We start from the raw sequence: 21,254 nt of genomic DNA, 5'->3' as shown, positions 1-21,254 counted from the left end.
ACGTCAGATAAAACAACGGATTGGTTTGTTGTAAGACGGGTAAAACGCGGACATTAAAAAGCCTGTCCGACACGGGTCCGGACAGGCTGGGCCAACGGCGCGTCAATTAGGGGTGATATTGCGCCGACAGCTCGTGCACCGCCCGCAGGAAAGCACCGGCGTGTTCCGGGTCGACTTCCGGGGTAATGCCATGGCCGAGGTTGAATACGTGGCCGCTGCCGCTGCCGTAGCTGGCGAGGATGCGTCCGACCTCGGCGCGAATGGCTTCAGGCTTGGCGTAGAGCACGGTCGGGTCCATGTTGCCTTGCAGGGCGACCTTGTGACCGACACGCTCGCGGGCGTTGCCGATGTCGCAGGTCCAGTCCAGGCCAAGGGCGTCGGCACCGGCGTCGGCGATGCTTTCCAGCCAAAGGCCGCCATTCTTGGTGAACAGGATCACCGGGACCTTGCGCCCTTCATGCTCGCGGATCAGGCCGCTGACGATCTTGCGCATGTAGGCCAGGGAAAACTCCTGGTACGCCGCCGCCGACAGGTTGCCGCCCCAGGTATCAAAGATCTGCACCGCTTGCGCACCGGCCAGGATCTGGCCGTTGAGGTAGGACGTCACCGACTGGGCCAGCTTGTCCAGCAACAGGTGCATGGCTTGCGGGTTGTCGTAAAGCATCGCCTTGGTCTTGCGGAAGTCCTTCGACGAACCGCCTTCGACCATGTAGGTGGCCAGGGTCCATGGGCTGCCGGAGAAACCGATCAGCGGCACGCGGCCGTTCAGTTCACGGCGAATGGTGCTGACCGCGTCCATGACGTAGCCCAGGTCTTTCTGCGGATCGGGAATCGGCAGGGCTTCGATGTCGGCCAGGGTGCTGACGACCTTCTTGAAACGCGGGCCTTCGCCGGTCTCGAAGTACAGGCCCTGGCCCATGGCGTCGGGGATGGTGAGGATGTCGGAGAACAGGATGGCCGCGTCCAGCTGCGGGTAGCGATCCAGCGGTTGCAGGGTCACTTCGCAGGCGAACTCGGGGTTCATGCACAGGCTCATGAAGTCGCCGGCCTTGGCACGACTGGCGCGGTACTCCGGCAGGTAGCGACCGGCCTGACGCATCATCCACACCGGGGTGACGTCTACGGGTTGCTTGAGCAGGGCGCGAAGGAAACGGTCGTTCTTCAGGGCAGTCATGTCGGCATCCGGAAAAAAAGTGCGGGCATGGTCTCAAAAGACAGCGGCAAGCGGCAAGCTACAAGCCGCAAGTTAAAAGCAAGAGTGCTTCAACCTTGTAGCTTGTAGCTTGTAGCTTGTAGCTTGTAGCTGAGATCTTTAGACCCCCAGATAATCCAGGATCCCTTCAGCCGCATTGCGGCCTTCGAAGATCGCCGTCACCACCAGGTCGGAACCACGGACCATGTCACCACCGGCGAAGATCTTCGGGTTGCTGGTCTGGTGCTTGTACTGGCCTTGTTCCGGTGCCACGACGCGGCCCTGGCTGTCGGTCTGGATGCTGAACTGTTCGAACCATGGCGCCGGGCTTGGGCGGAAACCGAACGCGATCACCACGGCGTCGGCCGGGATGATTTCTTCGGAGCCCGGGATCGGCTCGGGGCTGCGTCGGCCACGGGCATCCGGCTCGCCGAGACGGGTCTCGACCACCTTCACGCCTTCGACCTTGTCTTCACCGACAATGGCAATCGGCTGGCGGTTGTAGAGGAATTTCACGCCTTCTTCCTTGGCGTTCTTCACCTCTTTGCGCGAGCCGGGCATGTTCGCTTCGTCACGACGGTAGGCACAGGTCACCGACTTGGCGCCCTGGCGGATCGAGGTGCGGTTGCAGTCCATCGCCGTGTCACCACCACCGAGCACCACGACCTTCTTGCCTTTCATGTCGACGAAATCTTCCGGCGACTTTTCAAAGCCCAGGTTGCGGTTGACGTTGGCAATCAGGAAATCCAGTGCGTCGTAGACACCCGGCAGGTCCTCGCCGGCAAAGCCGCCCTTCATGTAGGTATAGGTGCCCATGCCCATGAATACCGCATCGTACTCTTCGAGCAGTTGCTCCATGGTCACGTCCTTGCCCACCTCGGTGTTCAGGCGGAACTCGATGCCCATGCCGGTGAAGACTTCGCGGCGATTGCTCAGGACGGTCTTTTCCAGCTTGAACTCAGGGATGCCGAAGGTCAGCAGGCCACCGATTTCCGGGTTCTTGTCGAACACCACCGGAGTCACGCCACCGCGCACCAGCACGTCGGCACAGCCCAGGCCGGCCGGGCCGGCACCGATGATAGCCACCCGCTTGCCGGTCGGCTTGACCTTGGACATGTCCGGGCGCCAGCCCATGGCGAACGCGGTGTCGGTGATGTATTTCTCCACCGAACCGATGGTCACCGCGCCAAAACCGTCGTTGAGGGTGCAGGCACCCTCGCACAGGCGGTCCTGCGGGCACACCCGGCCGCAGACTTCCGGCAAGGTATTGGTCTGGTGCGACAGCTCGGCGGCCTGGAGGATGTTGCCCTCGGCCACCAGCTTCAGCCAGTTGGGAATGAAGTTGTGCACCGGGCACTTCCATTCGCAGTACGGGTTACCACAACCCAGGCAGCGGTGGGCCTGGTCGGCCGACTGCTGGGGTTTGAAGGGTTCGTAGATCTCGACGAACTCTTTCTTGCGTTGACGCAACAGTTTCTTCTTCGGATCCTTGCGCCCGACATCGATGAACTGGAAGTCGTTATTCAGACGTTCAGCCATTGTTAAAACCTCATCAAACTCTTCAGGCGCATATCACTGCGGGTTGGCACGGGTGCTGGAAAGCAACGACTTCAGGTTGGCAGCCTTGGGCTTGACCAGCCAGAAGCGGCGCACGTAGTCATCGAGGTTTTCGGCGAGTTCACGACCCCACTCGCTGTCGGTTTCCTCGACGTACTCATCCAGTACGCGTTGCAGATGGCTGCGGTAGGCTTCCATCGCCTCGCCGCTGATCCGCTGGATTTCCACCAGTTCGTGGTTGACCCGGTCAACGAAGGTGTTGTCCTGGTCGAGCACGTAGGCGAAACCACCGGTCATGCCAGAGCCGAAGTTGTAACCGGTCTTGCCCAACACGCAAACAAAACCACCGGTCATGTACTCGCAGCAGTGATCGCCGGTGCCTTCCACCACGGTGTGGGCACCGGAGTTACGCACCGCGAAACGCTCACCCGCGGTGCCGGCAGCAAACAATTTCCCGCCGGTGGCGCCGTACAGGCAGGTGTTGCCGATGATGGCACTGTCCTGGGTCTTGTAGACGCTGCCCTTGGGCGGCACGATGACCAGCTTGCCGCCGGTCATGCCCTTGCCCACGTAGTCGTTGGCGTCGCCTTCCAGGTACATGTTCAGGCCACCGGCGTTCCAGACGCCGAAGCTCTGGCCCGCGGTGCCCTTGAAACGGAAGGTCACCGGTGCCTTGGCCATGCCCTGGTTGCCGTGCCTGCGGGCGATTTCGCCAGAGATCCGCGCGCCGATGGAGCGGTCGCAGTTGCAGATGCCCAGGGCGAACTCGGCGCCGCTCAGGTCGTTGATTGCCGAGGCGGCCATGTCGACCATTTTCTCGGCCAGCTCACCCTTGTCGAACGGCGGGTTGCGCTCGACCTGGCAGAACTGTGGCTTGTCCGCCGGAATCAGGTCGCTGCCCAGCAACGGGGTCAGGTCCAGGTGGCGCTGCTTGGCGGTCTGGCCTTCGATCACTTCCAGCAGGTCGGTACGACCGATCAGCTCTTCAAGGGAACGCACGCCCAGTTTCGCCAGCCACTCACGGGTTTCTTCGGCCACGTAGGTGAAGAAATTCACCACCATGTCGACGGTGCCGATGTAGTGATCCTTGCGCAGTTTGTCGTTCTGGGTCGCCACGCCGGTGGCGCAGTTGTTCAGGTGACAGATGCGCAGGTACTTGCAGCCCAGGGCAATCATCGGTGCGGTGCCGAAGCCGAAGCTCTCGGCGCCGAGGATCGCTGCCTTGATCACGTCCAGGCCGGTTTTCAGGCCACCGTCGGTCTGCACCCGGACCTTGCCGCGCAGGTCGTTGCCGCGCAGGGTCTGGTGGGTTTCCGCCAGGCCCAGTTCCCACGGCGCGCCGGCGTACTTGATCGAGGTCAGCGGCGATGCACCGGTGCCGCCGTCGTAGCCGGAGATGGTGATCAGGTCGGCGTAGGCCTTGGCCACACCGGCGGCGATGGTACCGACGCCGGCTTCCGCCACCAGTTTCACCGAGACCAACGCCTGCGGGTTCACCTGCTTGAGGTCGAAGATCAGTTGCGACAAATCTTCGATCGAGTAGATGTCGTGGTGCGGCGGCGGCGAGATCAGGGTCACGCCAGGCACCGCGTAGCGCAGCTTGGCGATCAGGCCGTTGACCTTGCCGCCGGGCAACTGGCCGCCTTCGCCAGGCTTGGCGCCCTGGGCCACCTTGATCTGCAGCACTTCAGCGTTGACCAGGTATTCCGGCGTCACACCGAAGCGGCCGGTGGCGACCTGCTTGATTTTCGAACTCTTGAGGGTGCCGTAGCGCGCCGGGTCTTCGCCGCCTTCGCCGGAGTTGGAACGCGCACCCAGGCGGTTCATGGCTTCGGCCAGGGCTTCGTGGGCTTCCGGGGACAAGGCACCAAGGGAAATACCGGCCGAATCGAAGCGCTTGAGCACCGATTCCAGCGGTTCCACTTCGCTGATGTCCAGCGGCGTATCGAGGGTCTTGACCTTGAGCAGGTCGCGGATCATCGACACCGGACGGTTGTCCACCAGCGCGGTGTATTCCTTGAACTTGCTGTAGTCGCCCTGCTGCACGGCCGCTTGCAAGGTGTTGACCACGTCCGGGTTGTAGGCGTGGTATTCGCCGCCGTGGACGAACTTCAGCAGGCCGCCTTGCTGGATCGGCTTGCGCGGGCTCCAGGCTTCGGCCGCGAGGGCTTTCTGTTCGGCTTCGATGTCGACGAAGCGCGCCCCCTTGATGCGGCTCGGCACGCCACGGAAGCTCAGTTCGCAGACTTCTTCGGACAGGCCGATGGCCTCGAACAGTTGCGCACCACGGTACGAGGCAATGGTCGAGATGCCCATCTTCGAGAGGATCTTGAGCAGGCCCTTGGTGATGCCCTTGCGGTAGTTCTTGAACACCTCATAGAGGTCGCCCAGCACTTCACCGGTGCGGATCAGGTCACCCAACACTTCGTAGGCCAGGAACGGATACACCGCCGAGGCACCGAAACCGATCAGCACCGCAAAGTGATGCGGGTCGCGAGCGGTGGCGGTTTCCACCAGGATGTTGGAGTCGCAGCGCAGGCCTTTTTCGGTCAGGCGATGATGCACCGCGCCAGTCGCCAGCGAGGCGTGGATCGGCAACTTGCCCGGGGCGATGTGACGGTCGCTGAGCACGATCTGGGTACGCCCGGCGCGTGCGGCTTCTTCAGCCTGGTCGGCGACGTTGCGGATCGCCGCTTCGAGGCCGACGCTTTCGTCGTAGTTCAGGTCGATGACCTGGCGTTCGAAGCCCGGACGGTCGAGGTTGGTCAGCGAGCGCCACTTGGCCGGGGAAATGACCGGCGAGCTGAGGATCACCCGCGAAGCGTGCTCCGGCGATTCCTGGAAGATGTTGCGCTCGGCGCCCAGGCAGATTTCCAACGACATCACGATCGCTTCGCGCAGCGGGTCGATCGGCGGGTTGGTGACCTGGGCGAACTGCTGGCGGAAATAGTCGTACGGCGTGCGCACACGCTGCGACAGCACGGCCATCGGCGTGTCGTCACCCATGGAGCCGACCGCTTCGTAGCCCTGCTCGCCCAGCGGACGCAGCACCTGGTCACGTTCTTCGAACGTCACCTGATACATCTTCATGTACTGCTTGAGCTGGTCGACGTCGTAGAAAGCCGAACCGTGGTCGTTGTCTTCCATGGTCGCCTGGATGCGCAGGGCATTCTTGCGCAGCCATTGCTTGTACGGATGACGGGACTTCAGACGGTTGTCGATGGCGTCGGTGTCGAGGATCTGGCCGGTTTCGGTGTCCACGGCGAAGATCTGGCCCGGGCCCACGCGACCCTTGGCGATAACGTCTTCGGGCTGGTAGTTCCAGACGCCGATTTCCGACGCCAGGGTGATGAAACCGTTGGTGGTGGTGACCCAGCGCGCCGGGCGCAGACCGTTACGGTCCAGCAGGCACACGGCGTAGCGACCGTCGGTCATGACGATGCCGGCCGGGCCGTCCCACGGTTCCATGTGCATGGAGTTGTATTCGTAGAAGGCCCGCAGGTCCGGGTCCATGGTCTCGACGTTCTGCCACGCCGGCGGAACGAGCATGCGCACGCCGCGGAACAGATCGATGCCACCGGTCACCATCAGTTCCAGCATGTTGTCCATGCTGGACGAGTCGGACCCGACGCGATTGACCAACGGGCCGAGCTCTTCGAGGTCCGGCATCAGGTCGTTGGCGAACTTGGTGCGACGGGCCAGGGCCCAGTTGCGGTTGCCGGTGATGGTGTTGATCTCGCCGTTGTGGGCGAGGAAGCGGAAGGGCTGGGCCAGCGGCCATTTCGGCAGGGTGTTGGTGGAGAAGCGCTGGTGGAACACGCAGATCGCGGTTTTCAGGCGCTCGTCACTCAGGTCCGGATAGAAGGCGGTCAGGTCCGCCGGCATCATCAGGCCTTTATAAATGATGGTCTTGTGGGAAAAGCTGCAGATGTAGTGATCGGGATCAAAGGCATTGGCCACGGACGAACGACGACGGGAGCTGAACAGCTTGATCGACATGTCCTGGTCGCTCAGGCCATCACCGGCGATGAACACCTGTTCGATCTGCGGCAGGCGTTCGAGGGCCAGGCGGCCGAGGACACTGGTGTCGATCGGCACTTTGCGCCAGCCGACCAGTTGCAGGCCAGCGGCCAGGATCTCGCGGTTCATGTTCTCGCGAGCCGCCTGCGCCTTCACCGGGTCCTGATTGAAGAACACCATGCCCACGGCGTACTGCTTGGGCAGCGTTACGCCAAACGTTTCCTGGGCAATGGCACGCAGGAACTCGTCAGGCTTTTGAATCAGCAAGCCGCAGCCGTCACCGGTCTTGCCGTCGGCGTTGATCCCACCGCGGTGGGTCATGCAGGTCAGGGCCTCAATGGCCGTTTGCAACAGGGTATGGCTGGGCTCGCCCTGCATATGGGCTATCAGGCCGAAACCGCAGTTATCCTTGAATTCATCTGGTTGGTACAGACCTGCTTTCATAGACACTTTCTCACCAGGCTGCCTCTAGTTGAGGCAAATTTCTTTTCAATTCAACCAGTTGCACGCCGCGCTGAACGTACGCCAGCTTTGCGGGGGCAAAAGGGAGGTCATTGTACACACCGACACAGAGCCTCACAAATTTGACGACGAACTGTCGCAAATCCATGTCGCATTTGTGAAAGGTTTAAAGCTATATGCTGTGCTAGTCAAAACTTTTTTGGGTTCGACCGCTACGACTCAAACGCTACTGTGACGCAGACACCACAAGGCGCGCGGCCTGAAAGGTCGCTCGTCTTGTGGAAATTTTGAGGTTGCCGGGAGAGGCGGCCTGGGTAAGGCCGCCGAATCTTCAGCGAGTTGCTGCCAGTTCCTGTTGGACGCTGGCGACAGTGCGAGGCCAAGGTTTACCAGCCTGGACCTTCGCTGGCAAGGCCTTGATGGCGGATACGGCGGCATCACGGCTGGCAAAGCTGCCATAGGTAATGACATACAGCGGCTTGCCGTTGAGCACTTTCTTGAAATAGCGGTACTCGCCGCCCTGCTCCTTGACGAAGTTTTGCGCGGTGGCTTCCGAGCTGGTGCCGAGGATCTGCACCACGTAGTTGCCCGGTGCCTGACCGGCATACCAGTTACCGCCCGCGGCCTTGGCCGGCGCAGCAGGCTTGGCCGCCGGAACAGCAGGCGCCGCCGGCTTGGCGGCCGGGGCTGGAGCCGGTGCGGGTTTGGCGGTAGCCACCTGGGTCGGTGCCGGGGTCGGCTTGGCGGCCGGCGCGGGGGTCGGGGCTGGACCGGCCGGTACGCCCGCAGGTGGGGCGGTGGTGGTCACAGTCGGCGGCGTATCGCTGCTGTCGTCGACCGGCGGCGCTGCACCGTCGTCACCCTCGGTGATGCCACCGGCGGCTTCGGCCAGGGGACCGCGCATGACCGGTTGCGACTGGCCGACCAGCGGCAGCGGCATCGGCTGGGTATTACCGGCGAATTCCACCGCCGGCGCCCCACCGTTAGGCTTCGGAGTGCCCTGGCCGAGGGGCAGTTGTGCCTGTTCGTTGGCAGGCGTGCCCGTGGTGGGTGCCTTGTTGCGACCCGGCATCAGCCAGGCGGCGGCGACCGCGACCACGACCACGGCGGAAATCGCCAATACGTGTTTCTTCGGCATGTTGAACCCCATACTTGGACGCTTCACCGCTGAGCGGCTGGCAATCATGACTTCGATCAGAGCATCGCGGGCCACCTGGTTGATGTTGCCAGGCCAACCGTCGGCGCTTTGGTGAATCTCAGAGATCTGATCGGCGGTAAAAAGTTCGATACCCCGGCCTGCACCCTCAAGACGCTGGGCCAGGTATTCACGGGTTTCTTCCTCGGTGTAGGGCGCCAGCTCGATGACGTGGAAGCGCTCTTCCTCAAGGCTCAACTGGTCCAGATCGGCAATCAGCGACGACTCGCCGAACAGGAACACATGAGGGCGGCCTTCCGGCGCGCCGGCCGCCAAGGCCATCAGGGCTTCGAGGGCCGATCCGTCGAGCTGCTCGGCGTCGTCCACCAGCAGATAGACTTCCTGCCCGGTCAATGCCAGCTGCACGATCTGGCCGAGAATCGCACCGATTTCCGCCTGGGCGACATTCAGCGCCTCGGCTACCTGGCGCAACACACCAGCGGCGTCGCCGGCGCCGCGAGCCGACACCACCACGCTTTGCACGGACTGTTTGTTGGTGCTGGCCACCAGGGCCTGGCGCAGCAACGTCTTGCCGCTGCCCTGGGGACCGGTGACCACCAGCAGCAACTGGCTGTAGCGCGCCAGGTGATGCAACTGGCCCAACACTGGCTTGCGCTGGGCTGGGAAGAACTTGAAGCCCGGTACCCGTGGCGCAAAAGGGTCATGGCTCAATTGGAAATGGCCGAGGAAAGCCTCGTCGGCATGCAAACTAGTCATCGGAATCTCATCAACCTTTAAGCTGAGCCAGGGCGCGGTAGTCCGCTCCCAGCGTGGCCTGTAGAACCTCTTTCGGATAATCGTCGGTCACCACCGCTTCGCCCATGCGGCGCAGCAGCACCAGACGCAGACGACCGTCGATCACTTTTTTATCGATTGCCATGTGTTCGAGGAAGTCCGCCTCGGTCATTTCCTCGGGCGGGACCACCGGCAGCCCGGCGCGCTGGAACAGGCGAATGCCGCGATCGCGCTCCTGCTCGCTGATCCAGCCCAGGCGTGCGGACATCTCCAGGGCCATGACCGTGCCCGCCGCAACTGCCTCGCCATGCAGCCAGACACCATAGCCCATGTGGGTCTCGATGGCGTGGCCGAACGTGTGCCCCAGGTTGAGTGTGGCGCGTACCCCGGACTCACGCTCATCGGCACCGACCACGGCAGCCTTGGCCGCGCAGGACCGCTCGATGGCGTAGGTCAGGGCCGTTTGATCCAGCGCTCGCAGGCGCTCGACGTTCTCTTCAAGCCACCCCAGGAACGGCTCGTCGCAGATCAACCCGTACTTGATGACTTCCGCCAACCCCGCAGACAGCTCGCGGGCCGGGAGGGTATTGAGGGTGGCAGTGTCGATCAGCACCACGTTGGGCTGATAGAACGCGCCGACCATGTTCTTGCCCAGCGGATGGTTGATGCCGGTCTTGCCACCCACCGACGAGTCAACCTGGGAGAGCAGCGTGGTGGGGATCTGGATGAAGTCGACGCCGCGCTGGTAGCAGGCAGCGGCAAAGCCGGCCATGTCGCCGATCACCCCGCCGCCCAGGGCCACGACCGTGGTGCGGCGATCATGCCGGGCGGTCAGCAGGCCGTCGAAGATAAGTTGCAGGGTTTCCCAATTCTTGAATGCTTCACCGTCGGGCAGCACCACGGAAATGACCGAGAAGGCCGACAGGGTGCGGGCCAGGCGTTCCAGATACAGAGGCGCGACGGTCGCGTTGGAGATGATCGCCACTTGGCGCCCGGCAATATGCGGCACCAGCAGTTCCGGCTGGTCCAGCAAGCCTTCGCCAATGTGAATCGGGTAGCTGCGCTCGCCCAGGTCGACCTTAAGTGTCTGCATGTGTCCCCACAGTGAAGATGGAATCAGGCGTCCGGCCTGCAATTAACGAAAGTCCACGGTGCTCTGACGCCATCCGATGGCCATCCGCCACGCCCCAAGCGGGCCACGACGGGACGTCGAGGATAGCGCATTTCGAGAAGCGCATTAACGGGGAGGTAATTGCTGCAGACGCTCAAGGATGTCCAGTACCACCATCCGCGGCGGCCGCTCATCGGTTTCCACCACCAGGTCGGCAATTTCCCGGTACAGCGGGTCACGCAGCGCCAGCAGGTCGCGCAGGGTCTTGGCCGGATCGGCGGTGCGCAACAAAGGCCGATTGCGGTCGCGGGCTGTGCGACCGACCTGCTGTTCGACAGAGGCGTGCAGGTAGACCACCCGTCCGCCAGCATGCAACGCCCGACGATTGGCTTCGCGCATCACCGCGCCACCACCGGTCGCCAGCACCACCCCTTCGAACGCGCACAGCTCGGCGATCATCGCCTGCTCACGGTCACGAAAGCCCGGCTCGCCTTCCTTATCGAATATCCACGGGATATTGGCGCCCGTGCGCAATTCAATTTCCTTGTCGGAATCTTTGAATGGCAGGCGCAGCTCTTTGGCCAGCAAACGGCCGATGGTGCTTTTGCCAGCCCCCATCGGTCCTACAAGAATCAAATTTCGCACAGAATCAACGACTCACAGCAATCGCCTGGTTGTTCATGATACGCGGAGTGAGGAACACCAGTAGCTCGGATTTTTTCTCCGAAACCACATCACGCCGGAAAAGGCGGCCAAGATACGGCACATCGCCAAGAAATGGCACCTTATCTACAACCTTGCTCTGAGTATTTGAGAAAACACCGCCAATCACAATGGTCTCGCCGTCGTTGACCAGTACCTTGGCATTGACTTCGTTTTTCTTGATCGGCGGCACCTCCTGGACCTTGTTCAGGTAATCAGGCTCATCCTTGGTGACCTTGACCTCCATGATGATGCGATTGTCCGGCGTGATCTGCGGGGTCACCTCCAGCGACAGCGAGGCCTCCTTGAACGACACCGAGGTGGCGCCACTGGAACTGGCCTCCTGGTAGGGGATCTCCGTGCCCTTGAGGATCTTTGCCGTCTCCTTGTCGGACGTCACCACCTTGGGCTGGGAGACGATTTCTCCGTTGCCGGTTTTCTCCATGGCGGTCAATTCCAGGTCCAGCAGTACGTTATCGGTGATGAACGCAATGCCGATCCCGGAAGTATTGCCTGACGCGCCCATGTCGACGAACGGCTGGTTGGTGCCGGTGCTCCCCGGCGTGCCGATGGTCGTGGAGGAACCGGAGGTGACCCCGGAGGAGTTCCAGTTGCCCTTGTTCTGTACCGAGCCGCCCCAACGAACGCCCAGGCTTTTGTCGTAGTCGACGTTGGCCTCGACGATCCGCGCCTCGATCATCACCTGGCGCACGGGAATGTCCAGCTGCGCGACGATCCGGCGCAGTTCATCGAGCCGGTCCTGGGTCTGGTAGGCAATGATGTTGTTGGTGCGCTCATCGACCGTGATCGAACCGCGCTCATCCGCTTTCGCCTCGGCGCTGGTCACCGACTGGAACAGCTTGGCGATGTCTGCAGCTTTCGCATAGTTGACCTGCAACAGCTCGCGACGCAGCGGCGCAAGGTCGGCAATCTGCTTCTGCGATTCCAGCTCCTGGCGCTCGCGCGCCGCAATCTCATCGGCCGGCGCCACCAACAGCACGTTACCGACCTTGCGCTTATCCAGTCCCTTGGTCTTCAACACCAGGTCCAAGGCCTGGTCCCACGGCACATTCTGCAACCGCAAGGTGATGCCGCCCTGCACCGTGTCGCTCGCCACCAGGTTCAGGTTGGTGAAATCGGCAATCAATTGCAGGACCGAGCGAACTTCGATGTCCTGGAAGTTGAGCGAGAGCTTTTCACCGCTGTAGGCGGCGCGGTCGGAGTTGCGTTTTTGCAAGTCCTCGACGGTCATTGGCCGGACGCTGACCGTGAGCTTGTTATCGGTCTGGTAGGTCGAGTAGTCGAAAGTGCCGCTGGGTTCGATGCTGATCGTCGCACGGTCGTCGCCCGCGCTGGCGTTGACGAACTGCACCGGGGTGGCGAAATCCTTCACATCCAGGCGTACCCGCAGCGGTTCGGGCAACTGGGTCCTGGCAAAATTGAGGATGATCTTGCCTTCACGCTCCTGGATATCCGGGGCGATGGCAGGGTCCGACAGGTCGATCACGACATTACCCTCGCCCTGGGTCCCGCGCTGGAAATCGACGCCACGGATGGCCTTGCCCACCGGCGCCTTGGGTCTTGCAGGCGCAGCGCTGGCAACCGCCGGGCGCGGCGCCGGGTTCACTGCCGCCGGGGTCGAGGGCGCTGCGCCCTTGCCCACCACGACGAACAGGTTATTGCCCTCGATCCGGGTGTTATACGGTGCCAGCTGGGTGAGGCCGATGATCAGCCGGGTGCGATCCCCCGCCTCGACCACGGTGGCGCTGCGAGCGTTACCACCGCCCAGGTCGTGGTTCTTGCTCGCCAATTGGTTGGTCACGCCGGGCAGATCCAGCGCAATCCGCGCCGGTTGTTCGGTGGTGTAGCCCCGGGGCGTCGGCGGCGGACCGTCGAAAGACAGCTTGAGCTCGACGCGGTTGCCGGGGAGGGCAGCAACGTCCAGTGTCTTCAGGCCAGCCCCATGAACCATCGGCGATAACAGCGCTATCCATAGCGAAATGCCGAAGGCTGAAAGAATCCTGTTCATTGTTGGGCTTCCACTATTGAGTGCTCTTTCAAAGGAATGGTCCGTGGTCGCTCCAGCCAGGCGCCCTCGCCATCGGGAACGATTTCGACCACATCGACCTGAGTGGCGTTGATACCGATGATCCGCCCGTCGTTGCGGCCCAGGTAGTCACCGATCTTGAGTCGATGTACCCCGCCTGCGCCACGCAGGAGCGCAAAGGAACCACTGGCGTTGGAGATAGTGCCGACCATTTCAAACTGCTCGATGTTGAAGCCTTCCAGGTATTGCTTGACCCGGTTGGGGTCGGGCCGGACATTGCGCGCGCCCTGCTGCCGACCAGCCTGATCCACCCGGACCTGCCGGGAGAACGGGCTGCGCAGGTTGGCGGCGCTGTAAGTGAACGTTTCCGGAGGCTTGAACGTCGGCGTCGGCTCGATCGTGCCAGGCGGACGCAGGCGCACTTCGTTCATGTAGGCGTCGAGGTCGCTGAAGCCGTTGTCGTTGTTGCAACCCGCCAACACCAGCAGGCCTGCCAGCAGGCAAATGCGACACGCCGGGCTCATGGCTGTGCCTCCTGCTCGTTGTAGCGGTAGGTCTTGGCCTGGATGCTCATGCGCAGCCTGGTCCCCGTCTCGGGCCCCATTGGCGCGATCTCGAAATCGTGCAGCGTGACGATCCGGGGCAGACCAGCCACGCCGCTGACGAACGTCGCCAGGTCATGGTAGCCGCCGGTCACCGTGATCTGGATCGGCAACTCGATGTAGAACGGCTGGGTGACTTCCGGCAGCAGTTTGATTTCCTCGAACTCCAGACCGCTGCCCAGGCCCGTGCGGGTGATATCCTCCAGCAGGCCCGGCACTTCGGTATCGCTGGGCAACTGCCGCAGCAGCACACCGAACGACGTTTCCATCTGCTTCATCTGCTCGGTGTAGCGCTCCAGGTTCGCCGCCATGTGGGCCTTGCCCGCGAACTGCGCCTTGAGGGTGTCTTCTTCCTCGCGCACCTGCTGCAACCGGGCCTCCAGGTCGCTCAAGGCAAAGTTGTAGCCCAGCCCCAGCACCAGGACCACCAGCAGTATGCCGGCCAACCATTTGATCGGTGCCGGCCAGGAACCGACGTTGTTGGTATCCAGGTCACGGAAGTCCACCTTGCGCAGCGCGCCGAGCCATTCCCCAGGCCTCATTGGGCATCCTCCGCATCGGCCGGACGGGACTGGCGAACCGTAAGCTGGAATACGTTGGCCTGGTCGAGCTGACCAGCCGTGGTGGCCTTGACCTCCGTCAGGCTCGGGGTATCGAACAGGTCCGATGAGTCCAGGTTACGCATCAGGTCCGAGACCCGGTGGTTCGACTCGGCGGCCCCCTTGATGGAAAGCGTCCCCTCCTCCATCTTCACTTCGGTGAAGTACACCCCGTCTGGCAGGGTCCTGGTCAACTGATCGAAGATACGCCCGCTGACTGGCCGATTCCCCTGCAAATTCTGGATGATGCGCATGCGCGCCAGCAATTGCTGGCGACGGGCCTTGAGTTCGCTGATCTGCTTGATGCGCTCGTCCAGCACGGCAATCTGCTCTGAGAGATGGCTGTTGCGAGCCACCTGATGGTCGATGGCACTGTTGAGGTACTGCACGGCAATAAGCGTCACGCCCACCGCGCCGACAAACGCACCCACCAATGCCAGGAAAAAGCGCTTGCGCCGCTCTTCGCGCAGCTCCTCGCGCCAGGGTAGAAGGTTGATACGCGCCATCAGTCGAAACTCCTGAGGGCCAGCCCACAGGCGATCATCAACGCCGGCGCGTCACTGGCCAGGGCACCGGCATTGACCTTGCTGCTCAGGGCCATGTTGGTAAACGGATTGGCCACCTGGGTCGGCGTGCCCAGGCGCTGTTCGATCAGCCGGTCCAGCCCCGTGACCGAGGCCGTGCCGCCGGCCAACAGAATGTGGTCCACCGCGTTGTACTGGCCCGAAGCGAAGAAGAACTGCAGCGACCGCGACACCTGCTGCACCAGCGCCTCGCGAAACGGTTGCAACACCTCGCTGACATAATCGTCGGGCAGGCCGCCCTGCTTCTTTGCCAGACCGGCCTGCTCGGGCGTCAGGCCATAGCGACGCTGGATTTCCTCGGTGAGCTGGCGACCGCCGAACAACTGTTCGCGGGTATAAATGATGCGTCCGTTGTGCAGTACGCTGAGGGTGGTCATGGTGGCGCCGATATCGACGACCGCGACGGTCAGCCGCTCCTGGGAAGCGGCCAGTTGCGTGGCGAGCAGGCCGAAGGCGCGCTCCAGCGCATAGGCTTCCACATCGACCACCCGGGCGGTCAGCCCGGCCAGGGCCAGTGCGGCCTCGCGCACCTCGACGTTTTCCTTGCGGCAGGCCGCCAGCAACACCTCGACCCGCTCATCGCTGCGCGGCGACACCCCCTGGACCTCGAAGTCGATGGCCACCTCATCCAGCGGGTAGGGAATGTATTGATCAGCCTCGACCTTGAGCTGGTTTTCCATGTCGTCGTCGGATAGCCCGGCATCCATCTCGATGGTCTTGGTGATCACCGCCGAACCGGCCACGGCCACGGCCACGTTGCGCAAGGACGTCCTGGCCTTGACCAGCACCCGCGACAAGGCCTGACCCACCCCTTCTAGCTCGGCGATGTTCTTCTCGACGACGGCGTTGGCCGGCAACGGTTCGACCGCGTAGGACTCCACGCGGTACCGGTCCCCCTGGCGGCTCAACTCAAGCAGCTTCACCGAAGTCGAACTGATGTCGATCCCCAGAAGCGCATGGGTTTTTTTATTGAAGAGTCGTAGCACTACCAATTCCCTATGACTATCCGTGAGTTACGGACTCTCTCATATGCGTTGCGTTCAATCACTCCGGCCCGACGGACGTCCGGATGGCATTCCTGGCGAAAAAAAATGCTTATAATGCCCAGCGTTTTTTTTCGCTTTGTTGCAAGCACGGGGTCCTTCCCTGCACCTGGCGCCTTTTTCATTCTTTGCCTGGATATCCAAAAGCCTTGATTCGTCTGCTGAAATTTTTCGGATGGTCCGTCATCGCCGTCTTCTGCGGACTGCTCCTGGGTCTGAGCGGTGCGTTTCTTTACCTTAGTCCGGGATTGCCGTCCGTGGAGGCTCTGAGAAGTATTCAGTTGCAGATTCCTTTGCGGGTGTACAGCAGCGACAACAAATTGATCGCCGAATTTGGCGAAATGCGCCGCACACCGATCCGTTTCGCCGACATTCCCCCCAACTTCATCAATGCGTTACTAAGTGCTGAGGACGATAATTTCGCCAACCACTATGGCGTCGATCCTGGCAGCCTGATGCGTGCCGCCAGCCAGCTGGTCAAGAGCGGGCACATCCAGTCCGGCGGCAGCACCATCACCATGCAGGTGGCGAAGAACTTTTTCCTGACCAGCGAGCGCAGTTTCTCGCGCAAGACCACCGAGATCCTCCTGGCCCTGCAGATCGAGCGGCAGTTGACCAAGGACGAAATCCTCGAGCTGTACGTGAACAAGATTTACCTGGGTAACCGCGCCTATGGCATCGAGGCTGCGGCGCAGGTGTACTACGGCAAGTCGATCCGCGACGTGAGCCTGGCGCAGATGGCGATGATCGCCGGCCTGCCCAAGGCGCCATCGCGCTTCAACCCGCTGGCCAACCCGGCTCGCAGCAAGGAGCGGCGCGACTGGATCCTGGGGCGCATGTACAAGCTCGGCAAAATCAGCGAAGCCGACTACACCGCCGCGATCAACGAGCCGTTGAACGCCAGCTACCACGTGCCGACCCCCGAGGTGAACGCCCCGTACATCGCCGAGATGGCCCGCGCCGAGATGGTCGGCCGTTATGGCAGCGGCGCCTACACCGAAGGTTTCCGCGTCACTACGACGGTGCCGAGCAACCTGCAGGAAATGGCCAACACCGCAGTGCAGGAAGGCCTGATGACCTACGATCAGCGTCACGGCTACCGCGGACCTGAATCGCGCCTGCCTGGCAAGACCCGGGAAGCCTGGGCCCTGGAACTGACCAAGCAACGCACCATCAGCGGCCTGGAGCCAGCGATCGTCACGTCGGTGGACAAGGACGGCCTCAAGGTGCTGACCCGCAACGGCGAGCAGGAAGAGCATGTGGGCTGGGACAGCATGAAATGGGCCCGCCCGTTCCTCAACACCAACAGCATGGGCGCCAACCCACGCCAGCCGTCGGACGTTGCCCAGGTCGGCGACCTGATCCGCGTGCAGCGCCAGGCGGACAACGTCCTCAAGTTCAGCCAGATCCCGGCCGCCCAGGGTGCGCTGGTGTCCCTCGACCCGCAGAACGGTGCCATTCGTTCGTTGGTGGGTGGCTTCGCATTCGAGCAAAGCAATTACAACCGCGCGTTGCAGGCCAAGCGCCAACCGGGATCGAGCTTCAAGCCATTCGTCTACAGCGCTGCACTGGATAACGGCTACACCGCTGCCAGCCTGGTGAACGATGCGCCGATCGTGTTTGTCGATGAGTACCTCGACAAGGTCTGGCGACCGAAGAACGATACCAACACGTTCCTCGGCCCGATCCGCTTGCGCGAAGCCCTGTACAAATCCCGCAACCTGGTGTCGATCCGACTGCTCCAGGCGCTGGGCGTGGACCGCACCATTGACTACATCAGCAAGTTCGGCTTCAACAAGCAGGACCTGCCGCGCAACCTGTCCCTGGCCTTGGGCACCGCGACCCTGACACCGATGGAAATCGCCACGGGCTGGAGCACATTCGCCAACGGCGGCTACAAGATCACGCCGTACATCATCGACAAGATCGAAAGCCGCAACGGCGAGACGCTGTTCGTTGCCAACCCGCCGCGCGTGCCCACCGGCGAGCAGGCCAGCGATGGCCTCGCCGCACCGTCCACCGAGACGTTCACGGTCAATGCAACGCCGGGTGAAGCCACGACAGCGCCAGGGGTGCCGCAAGCGCCAGCCATCGCCGAGCGCATTGTCGACGGGCGTACCACCTACATTCTCAACAGCATGCTGGAAGACGTGATCAAGCTCGGCACCGGCCGTCGGGCCCTCGCCTTGGGCCGAACTGACCTGGCAGGCAAGACCGGCACCACCAACGAATCCAAGGACGCCTGGTTCTCCGGTTATAACGCCGATTACGTGACCACCGTCTGGACCGGTTTCGACCAGCCTGAAAGCCTGGGTCGTCGCGAGTTCGGTGGCACCGTGGCCCTGCCGATCTGGATGAGCTACATGGGCGCCGCCCTCAAGGACAAACCGCCCCACACCCAACCGGAACCCGAAGGCATCCTCAGCCTGCGCGTCGACCCGGTCAGCGGCCGCGCGGCCACCCCAGGCACCCCAGGCGCCTACTTCGAGCTGTTCAAGAGCGAAGACACGCCGCCGTCGGCCAACGAACTGGGTAATGGCGTCGCACCGGGCAGCCCGCTGCCGGCGGATGAAGCGGCGCCGATCGATTTGTTCTGATGCGCAGGCTGACCCGACGCCATCGCGAGCAGGCTCGCTCCCACATGAGGTCTTTGCCGCGCACAGGAATTGATCGTTCCCACGCTCTGCGTGGGAACGATCAGAGCGTGGGAACGATCAATAAAAAACCCCGACTCACAGGAGCCGGGGTTTTTCGTTGAAGCGCTACAACGGCTTAGCCGTTGAACACGTCATCCACGCTCTTGAGCGGGTAGTTCTTCGGATACGGCAGGGTTGCCACGCCGGTCTCGATCGCAGCCTTGGCCACGGCGTCGGAGATCAGGGTGATCAGGCGGGCATCCATGGGTTTCGGAATGATGTACTCACGACCGAATTCCAGCTTGATGCCACCGTAGGCGTCGCACACTTCCTGGGGTACCGGCAGCTTGGCCAGTTCGCGCAGGGCGTTGGCCGCCGCGACTTTCATTTCTTCGTTGATGCGCTTGGCGCGAACGTCCAGGGCACCACGGAAGATGAACGGGAAGCCCAGCACGTTGTTGACCTGGTTCGGGTAGTCCGAACGGCCGGTGGCCATGATCACGTCGTTGCGGGTGGCGTGAGCCAGTTCCGGGGAGATTTCCGGGTCCGGGTTCGAGCAGGCGAACACGATCGGGTTCGGCGCCATGCGCAGCAGGTTTTCCGGGCTCAGCAGGTTCGGGCCCGACAGACCGACGAATACGTCGGCACCGTCCAGTGCGTCAGCCAGGGTGCGCTTTTCAGTCGCGTGGGCGAACACCGCCTTGTACTGGTTCAGATCGCTGCGGCCGGAGTGGATCACGCCGGTACGGTCGATCATGAAGATGTTTTCGATCTTCGCACCCATGCTCACCAGCAACTTCATGCAGGAGATGGCTGCGGCGCCAGCGCCCAGGCAGACGATCTTGGCTTCCGGCAGGGTCTTGCCGGCAATTTCCAGGGCGTTGATCATGCCGGCCGCGGTCACGATGGCGGTACCGTGCTGGTCATCGTGGAATACCGGGATGTCGCACTGTTCGATCAGGGCGCGCTCGATCTCGAAGCACTCAGGCGCCTTGATGTCTTCCAGGTTGATGCCGCCGAAGGTGATGGAGATGCGCTTGACGGTGTCGATGAAGGCTTGCGGGCTCTCGGAGTCGACTTCGATGTCGAACACGTCGATACCGGCGAAGCGCTTGAACAGCACGCCCTTGCCTTCCATGACCGGCTTGGAAGCCAGTGGGCCCAGGTCACCCAGGCCGAGGATCGCGGTGCCATCGGAAATGACTGCAACCAGGTTGCCCTTGCCGGTGTATCTGTAGGCCAGCTCAGGGTCGCGAGCGATTTCGCGCACTGGTTCGGCTACGCCGGGGCTGTAGGCCAGCGACAGATCGCGGGCAGTAGCGGTGGCCTTGGTGAGCTCGACACTCAGCTTCCCTGGACGAGGATGAGCGTGATATTCGAGAGCGGCAGTTTTCAGATCAGACATGTGGGCATTCCGCTTTTTACTGTGTTGGACAGACGGACCGCCGAGGATACGCGCCTCGTAAAGTCCCCACAAGACTGACCGGTCACCGCTGTCAAGCGCCCTACTCTAAGACTTTGGGCCAAGAGCCGCGAACCACAAGGGCTACATGCATACAATCAGACACAAAAATGTCTACAATTTTTTATTGAGGGACTGCGCTCAACATGGCCGGATCAGTCAGCGGCAGCAACCAACGCGCCTGTCCTGGCTCAAGCCCGCCGCGTCGTGAACGATCAACGACCCAACCACGCGCCTCGACCTGCCTGCCCTTGAGGCGCTCAAGGGCAGGCAGGTCGAAATAGCCCACCAGATTGGGTGCAACCCGCAGCACAACCGAGCCCGGCAACTCGACCCAGACACCGCCGCGATTGCGCCTGACGTCGCTTACCCGCCCGCTCACCACCGCGAAGCCAGAGGCCTGGATCTGTTGCGCGCTGAGCACCGGCGAGCGCTTCCACAGTCCCAGGCCCGCCTCACGCGCCTGACGTTCGGCAGCCCGCTGGCAGGCCACCAAGTCCACATTGGGTGCAACCGCCACGTAAAAACCCAGGCCCTCGGCGAGCAACTGCGCCTCGAGGCTCTGACCATCGGCACCGTAGACATGGGCCAGCGTACGGCCGTAGCGGTCTTCACCCTCCTTGCCGAGCAGCAAACCCACGCGCCCGTCGCTGGCGGCTACCAACGCTTCGAGCCGCCGCCTGGCAGCGACGGCGAAAGGCTCGTCCGAACGGCCCTGCCGCCCCAACTCCGGGCTATTGAGGCCGATCATGCGCACACTGCGACCATCGGCCAGACGCAGGGTATCGCCATCCACCACCCGCTGGACCGTTGCCGGGGCGAGGCCCGCAGGTGCCGGACAGAAAGCCTGGGCGTGCCCGAGCCAAATCGCAGACACAAAAAAGGCGCCCGCAAGGGACGCCTTTTTCATCAGTCTGGAGAAGCCGGAACGACTTTCCAAAGCGATCAGCCTCAGGCCTTTGGAGCCACTTTGCCGAAAGCACCGAAACGATCGGCGAACTTCTGAACGCGGCCGCCGGTATCCAGAGTCTTCTGCTTACCGGTGTAGAACGGGTGGCATTCGTTGCAAACGTCGATCGACAGGGCTTTGCCGTAGGTCGAACGAGTTTCGAACTTGTTGCCGCAGCTGCAAGTCACGGCAATTTCCGGGTACGCCGGATGGATATCGGTTTTCATGGTCTTTCCTCAGGCTAGCGTGCCGCCACCCAACACTATTGTTGAATACCGCACGTAATTAGGCCGCGGATTCTACCAGACATCGCCGATCACGCAAGCTGTCGCTTATACCAACCGTCTGCTAGGCTCGC

The 21,254-nt window shown here is 62.3% G+C and carries 15 protein-coding genes; 1 reads left to right on the top strand and 14 read right to left on the bottom strand.

Features of this window, described 5'->3' with window-relative positions; genetic code table 11:
- Positions 1 to 106 precede the first annotated feature (106 nt).
- The 11 genes from hemE to J7E36_RS03350 form a co-directional block, all read right to left on the bottom strand.
- Positions 107 to 1,174 carry a uroporphyrinogen decarboxylase gene (gene hemE / locus J7E36_RS03400; RefSeq protein WP_214999879.1) on the bottom strand — a complete coding sequence of 356 codons (1,068 nt, stop codon included), beginning with the start codon at positions 1,172 to 1,174 and terminating at the stop codon, positions 107 to 109.
- A gap of 138 nt (positions 1,175 to 1,312) precedes the next feature.
- Positions 1,313 to 2,731: an FAD-dependent oxidoreductase gene (locus J7E36_RS03395; protein ID WP_039592434.1), complete on the bottom strand. Its 1,419-nt coding sequence runs from the start codon at positions 2,729 to 2,731 to the stop codon at positions 1,313 to 1,315.
- Positions 2,732 to 2,764: 33 nt separating this feature from the next.
- A complete protein-coding gene (gene gltB, locus J7E36_RS03390) occupies positions 2,765 to 7,213 on the bottom strand; it encodes a glutamate synthase large subunit (RefSeq protein WP_214999877.1) in 4,449 nt (1,482 codons plus the stop codon).
- Positions 7,214 to 7,562: 349 nt separating this feature from the next.
- The gene (locus J7E36_RS03385; RefSeq protein WP_214999875.1) at positions 7,563 to 9,143 is read right to left on the bottom strand and encodes an AAA family ATPase; all 1,581 of its coding nucleotides are present in this window, start codon (positions 9,141 to 9,143) and stop codon (positions 7,563 to 7,565) included.
- A gap of 10 nt (positions 9,144 to 9,153) precedes the next feature.
- Positions 9,154 to 10,254 (bottom strand): 3-dehydroquinate synthase, encoded by a 1,101-nt coding sequence (aroB, locus tag J7E36_RS03380; RefSeq protein WP_214999873.1) that lies wholly within the window; start codon positions 10,252 to 10,254, stop codon positions 9,154 to 9,156.
- Between the two features lie 144 nt (positions 10,255 to 10,398).
- Positions 10,399 to 10,917 (bottom strand): shikimate kinase AroK, encoded by a 519-nt coding sequence (gene aroK, locus J7E36_RS03375; RefSeq protein ID WP_122565305.1) that lies wholly within the window; start codon positions 10,915 to 10,917, stop codon positions 10,399 to 10,401.
- Between the two features lie 4 nt (positions 10,918 to 10,921).
- Entirely contained in the window at positions 10,922 to 13,003 is a 2,082-nt protein-coding gene (pilQ, locus tag J7E36_RS03370) for a type IV pilus secretin PilQ (RefSeq protein WP_214999871.1), read from the bottom strand.
- On the bottom strand, positions 13,000 to 13,545 hold the full coding sequence (locus tag J7E36_RS03365) for a pilus assembly protein PilP (protein ID WP_214999869.1): 546 nt from the start codon (positions 13,543 to 13,545) through the stop codon (positions 13,000 to 13,002). The genes pilQ and J7E36_RS03365 overlap by 4 nt, the downstream gene beginning before the upstream one ends.
- Positions 13,542 to 14,165: a type 4a pilus biogenesis protein PilO gene (gene pilO / locus J7E36_RS03360; protein ID WP_214999867.1), complete on the bottom strand. Its 624-nt coding sequence runs from the start codon at positions 14,163 to 14,165 to the stop codon at positions 13,542 to 13,544. Before pilO ends, J7E36_RS03365 begins: the two co-directional genes overlap by 4 nt.
- Positions 14,162 to 14,728 (bottom strand): PilN domain-containing protein, encoded by a 567-nt coding sequence (locus J7E36_RS03355; RefSeq protein WP_214999864.1) that lies wholly within the window; start codon positions 14,726 to 14,728, stop codon positions 14,162 to 14,164. Before J7E36_RS03355 ends, pilO begins: the two co-directional genes overlap by 4 nt.
- Positions 14,728 to 15,792, bottom strand: a complete 1,065-nt coding sequence (locus J7E36_RS03350; RefSeq protein WP_214999862.1) for a pilus assembly protein PilM — start codon at positions 15,790 to 15,792, stop codon at positions 14,728 to 14,730. Before J7E36_RS03350 ends, J7E36_RS03355 begins: the two co-directional genes overlap by 1 nt.
- 209 nt (positions 15,793 to 16,001) lie before the next feature.
- Between J7E36_RS03350 and J7E36_RS03345 the strand changes: the two genes are divergently transcribed.
- Entirely contained in the window at positions 16,002 to 18,446 is a 2,445-nt protein-coding gene (locus tag J7E36_RS03345; RefSeq protein ID WP_435304151.1) for a penicillin-binding protein 1A, read from the top strand.
- Positions 18,447 to 18,621: 175 nt separating this feature from the next.
- Here J7E36_RS03345 and J7E36_RS03340 read toward each other — a convergent pair whose 3' ends face one another.
- The 3 genes from J7E36_RS03340 to rpmE form a co-directional block, all read right to left on the bottom strand.
- Positions 18,622 to 19,890 (bottom strand): malic enzyme-like NAD(P)-binding protein, encoded by a 1,269-nt coding sequence (locus J7E36_RS03340; protein WP_214999858.1) that lies wholly within the window; start codon positions 19,888 to 19,890, stop codon positions 18,622 to 18,624.
- Between the two features lie 181 nt (positions 19,891 to 20,071).
- On the bottom strand, positions 20,072 to 20,857 hold the full coding sequence (locus J7E36_RS03335) for a thermonuclease family protein (protein WP_214999856.1): 786 nt from the start codon (positions 20,855 to 20,857) through the stop codon (positions 20,072 to 20,074).
- A gap of 41 nt (positions 20,858 to 20,898) precedes the next feature.
- Positions 20,899 to 21,123 (bottom strand): 50S ribosomal protein L31, encoded by a 225-nt coding sequence (rpmE, locus tag J7E36_RS03330; protein WP_214999854.1) that lies wholly within the window; start codon positions 21,121 to 21,123, stop codon positions 20,899 to 20,901.
- Positions 21,124 to 21,254 lie beyond the last annotated feature (131 nt).

It is taken from the genome of Pseudomonas fluorescens, from assembly GCF_018614775.1.
GTDB lineage: Bacteria > Pseudomonadota > Gammaproteobacteria > Pseudomonadales > Pseudomonadaceae > Aquipseudomonas > Aquipseudomonas fluorescens_BY.
The sequence above is the reverse complement of the archived record's forward strand: the minus strand, read 5'-3'. Positions and strand labels throughout refer to the sequence as shown.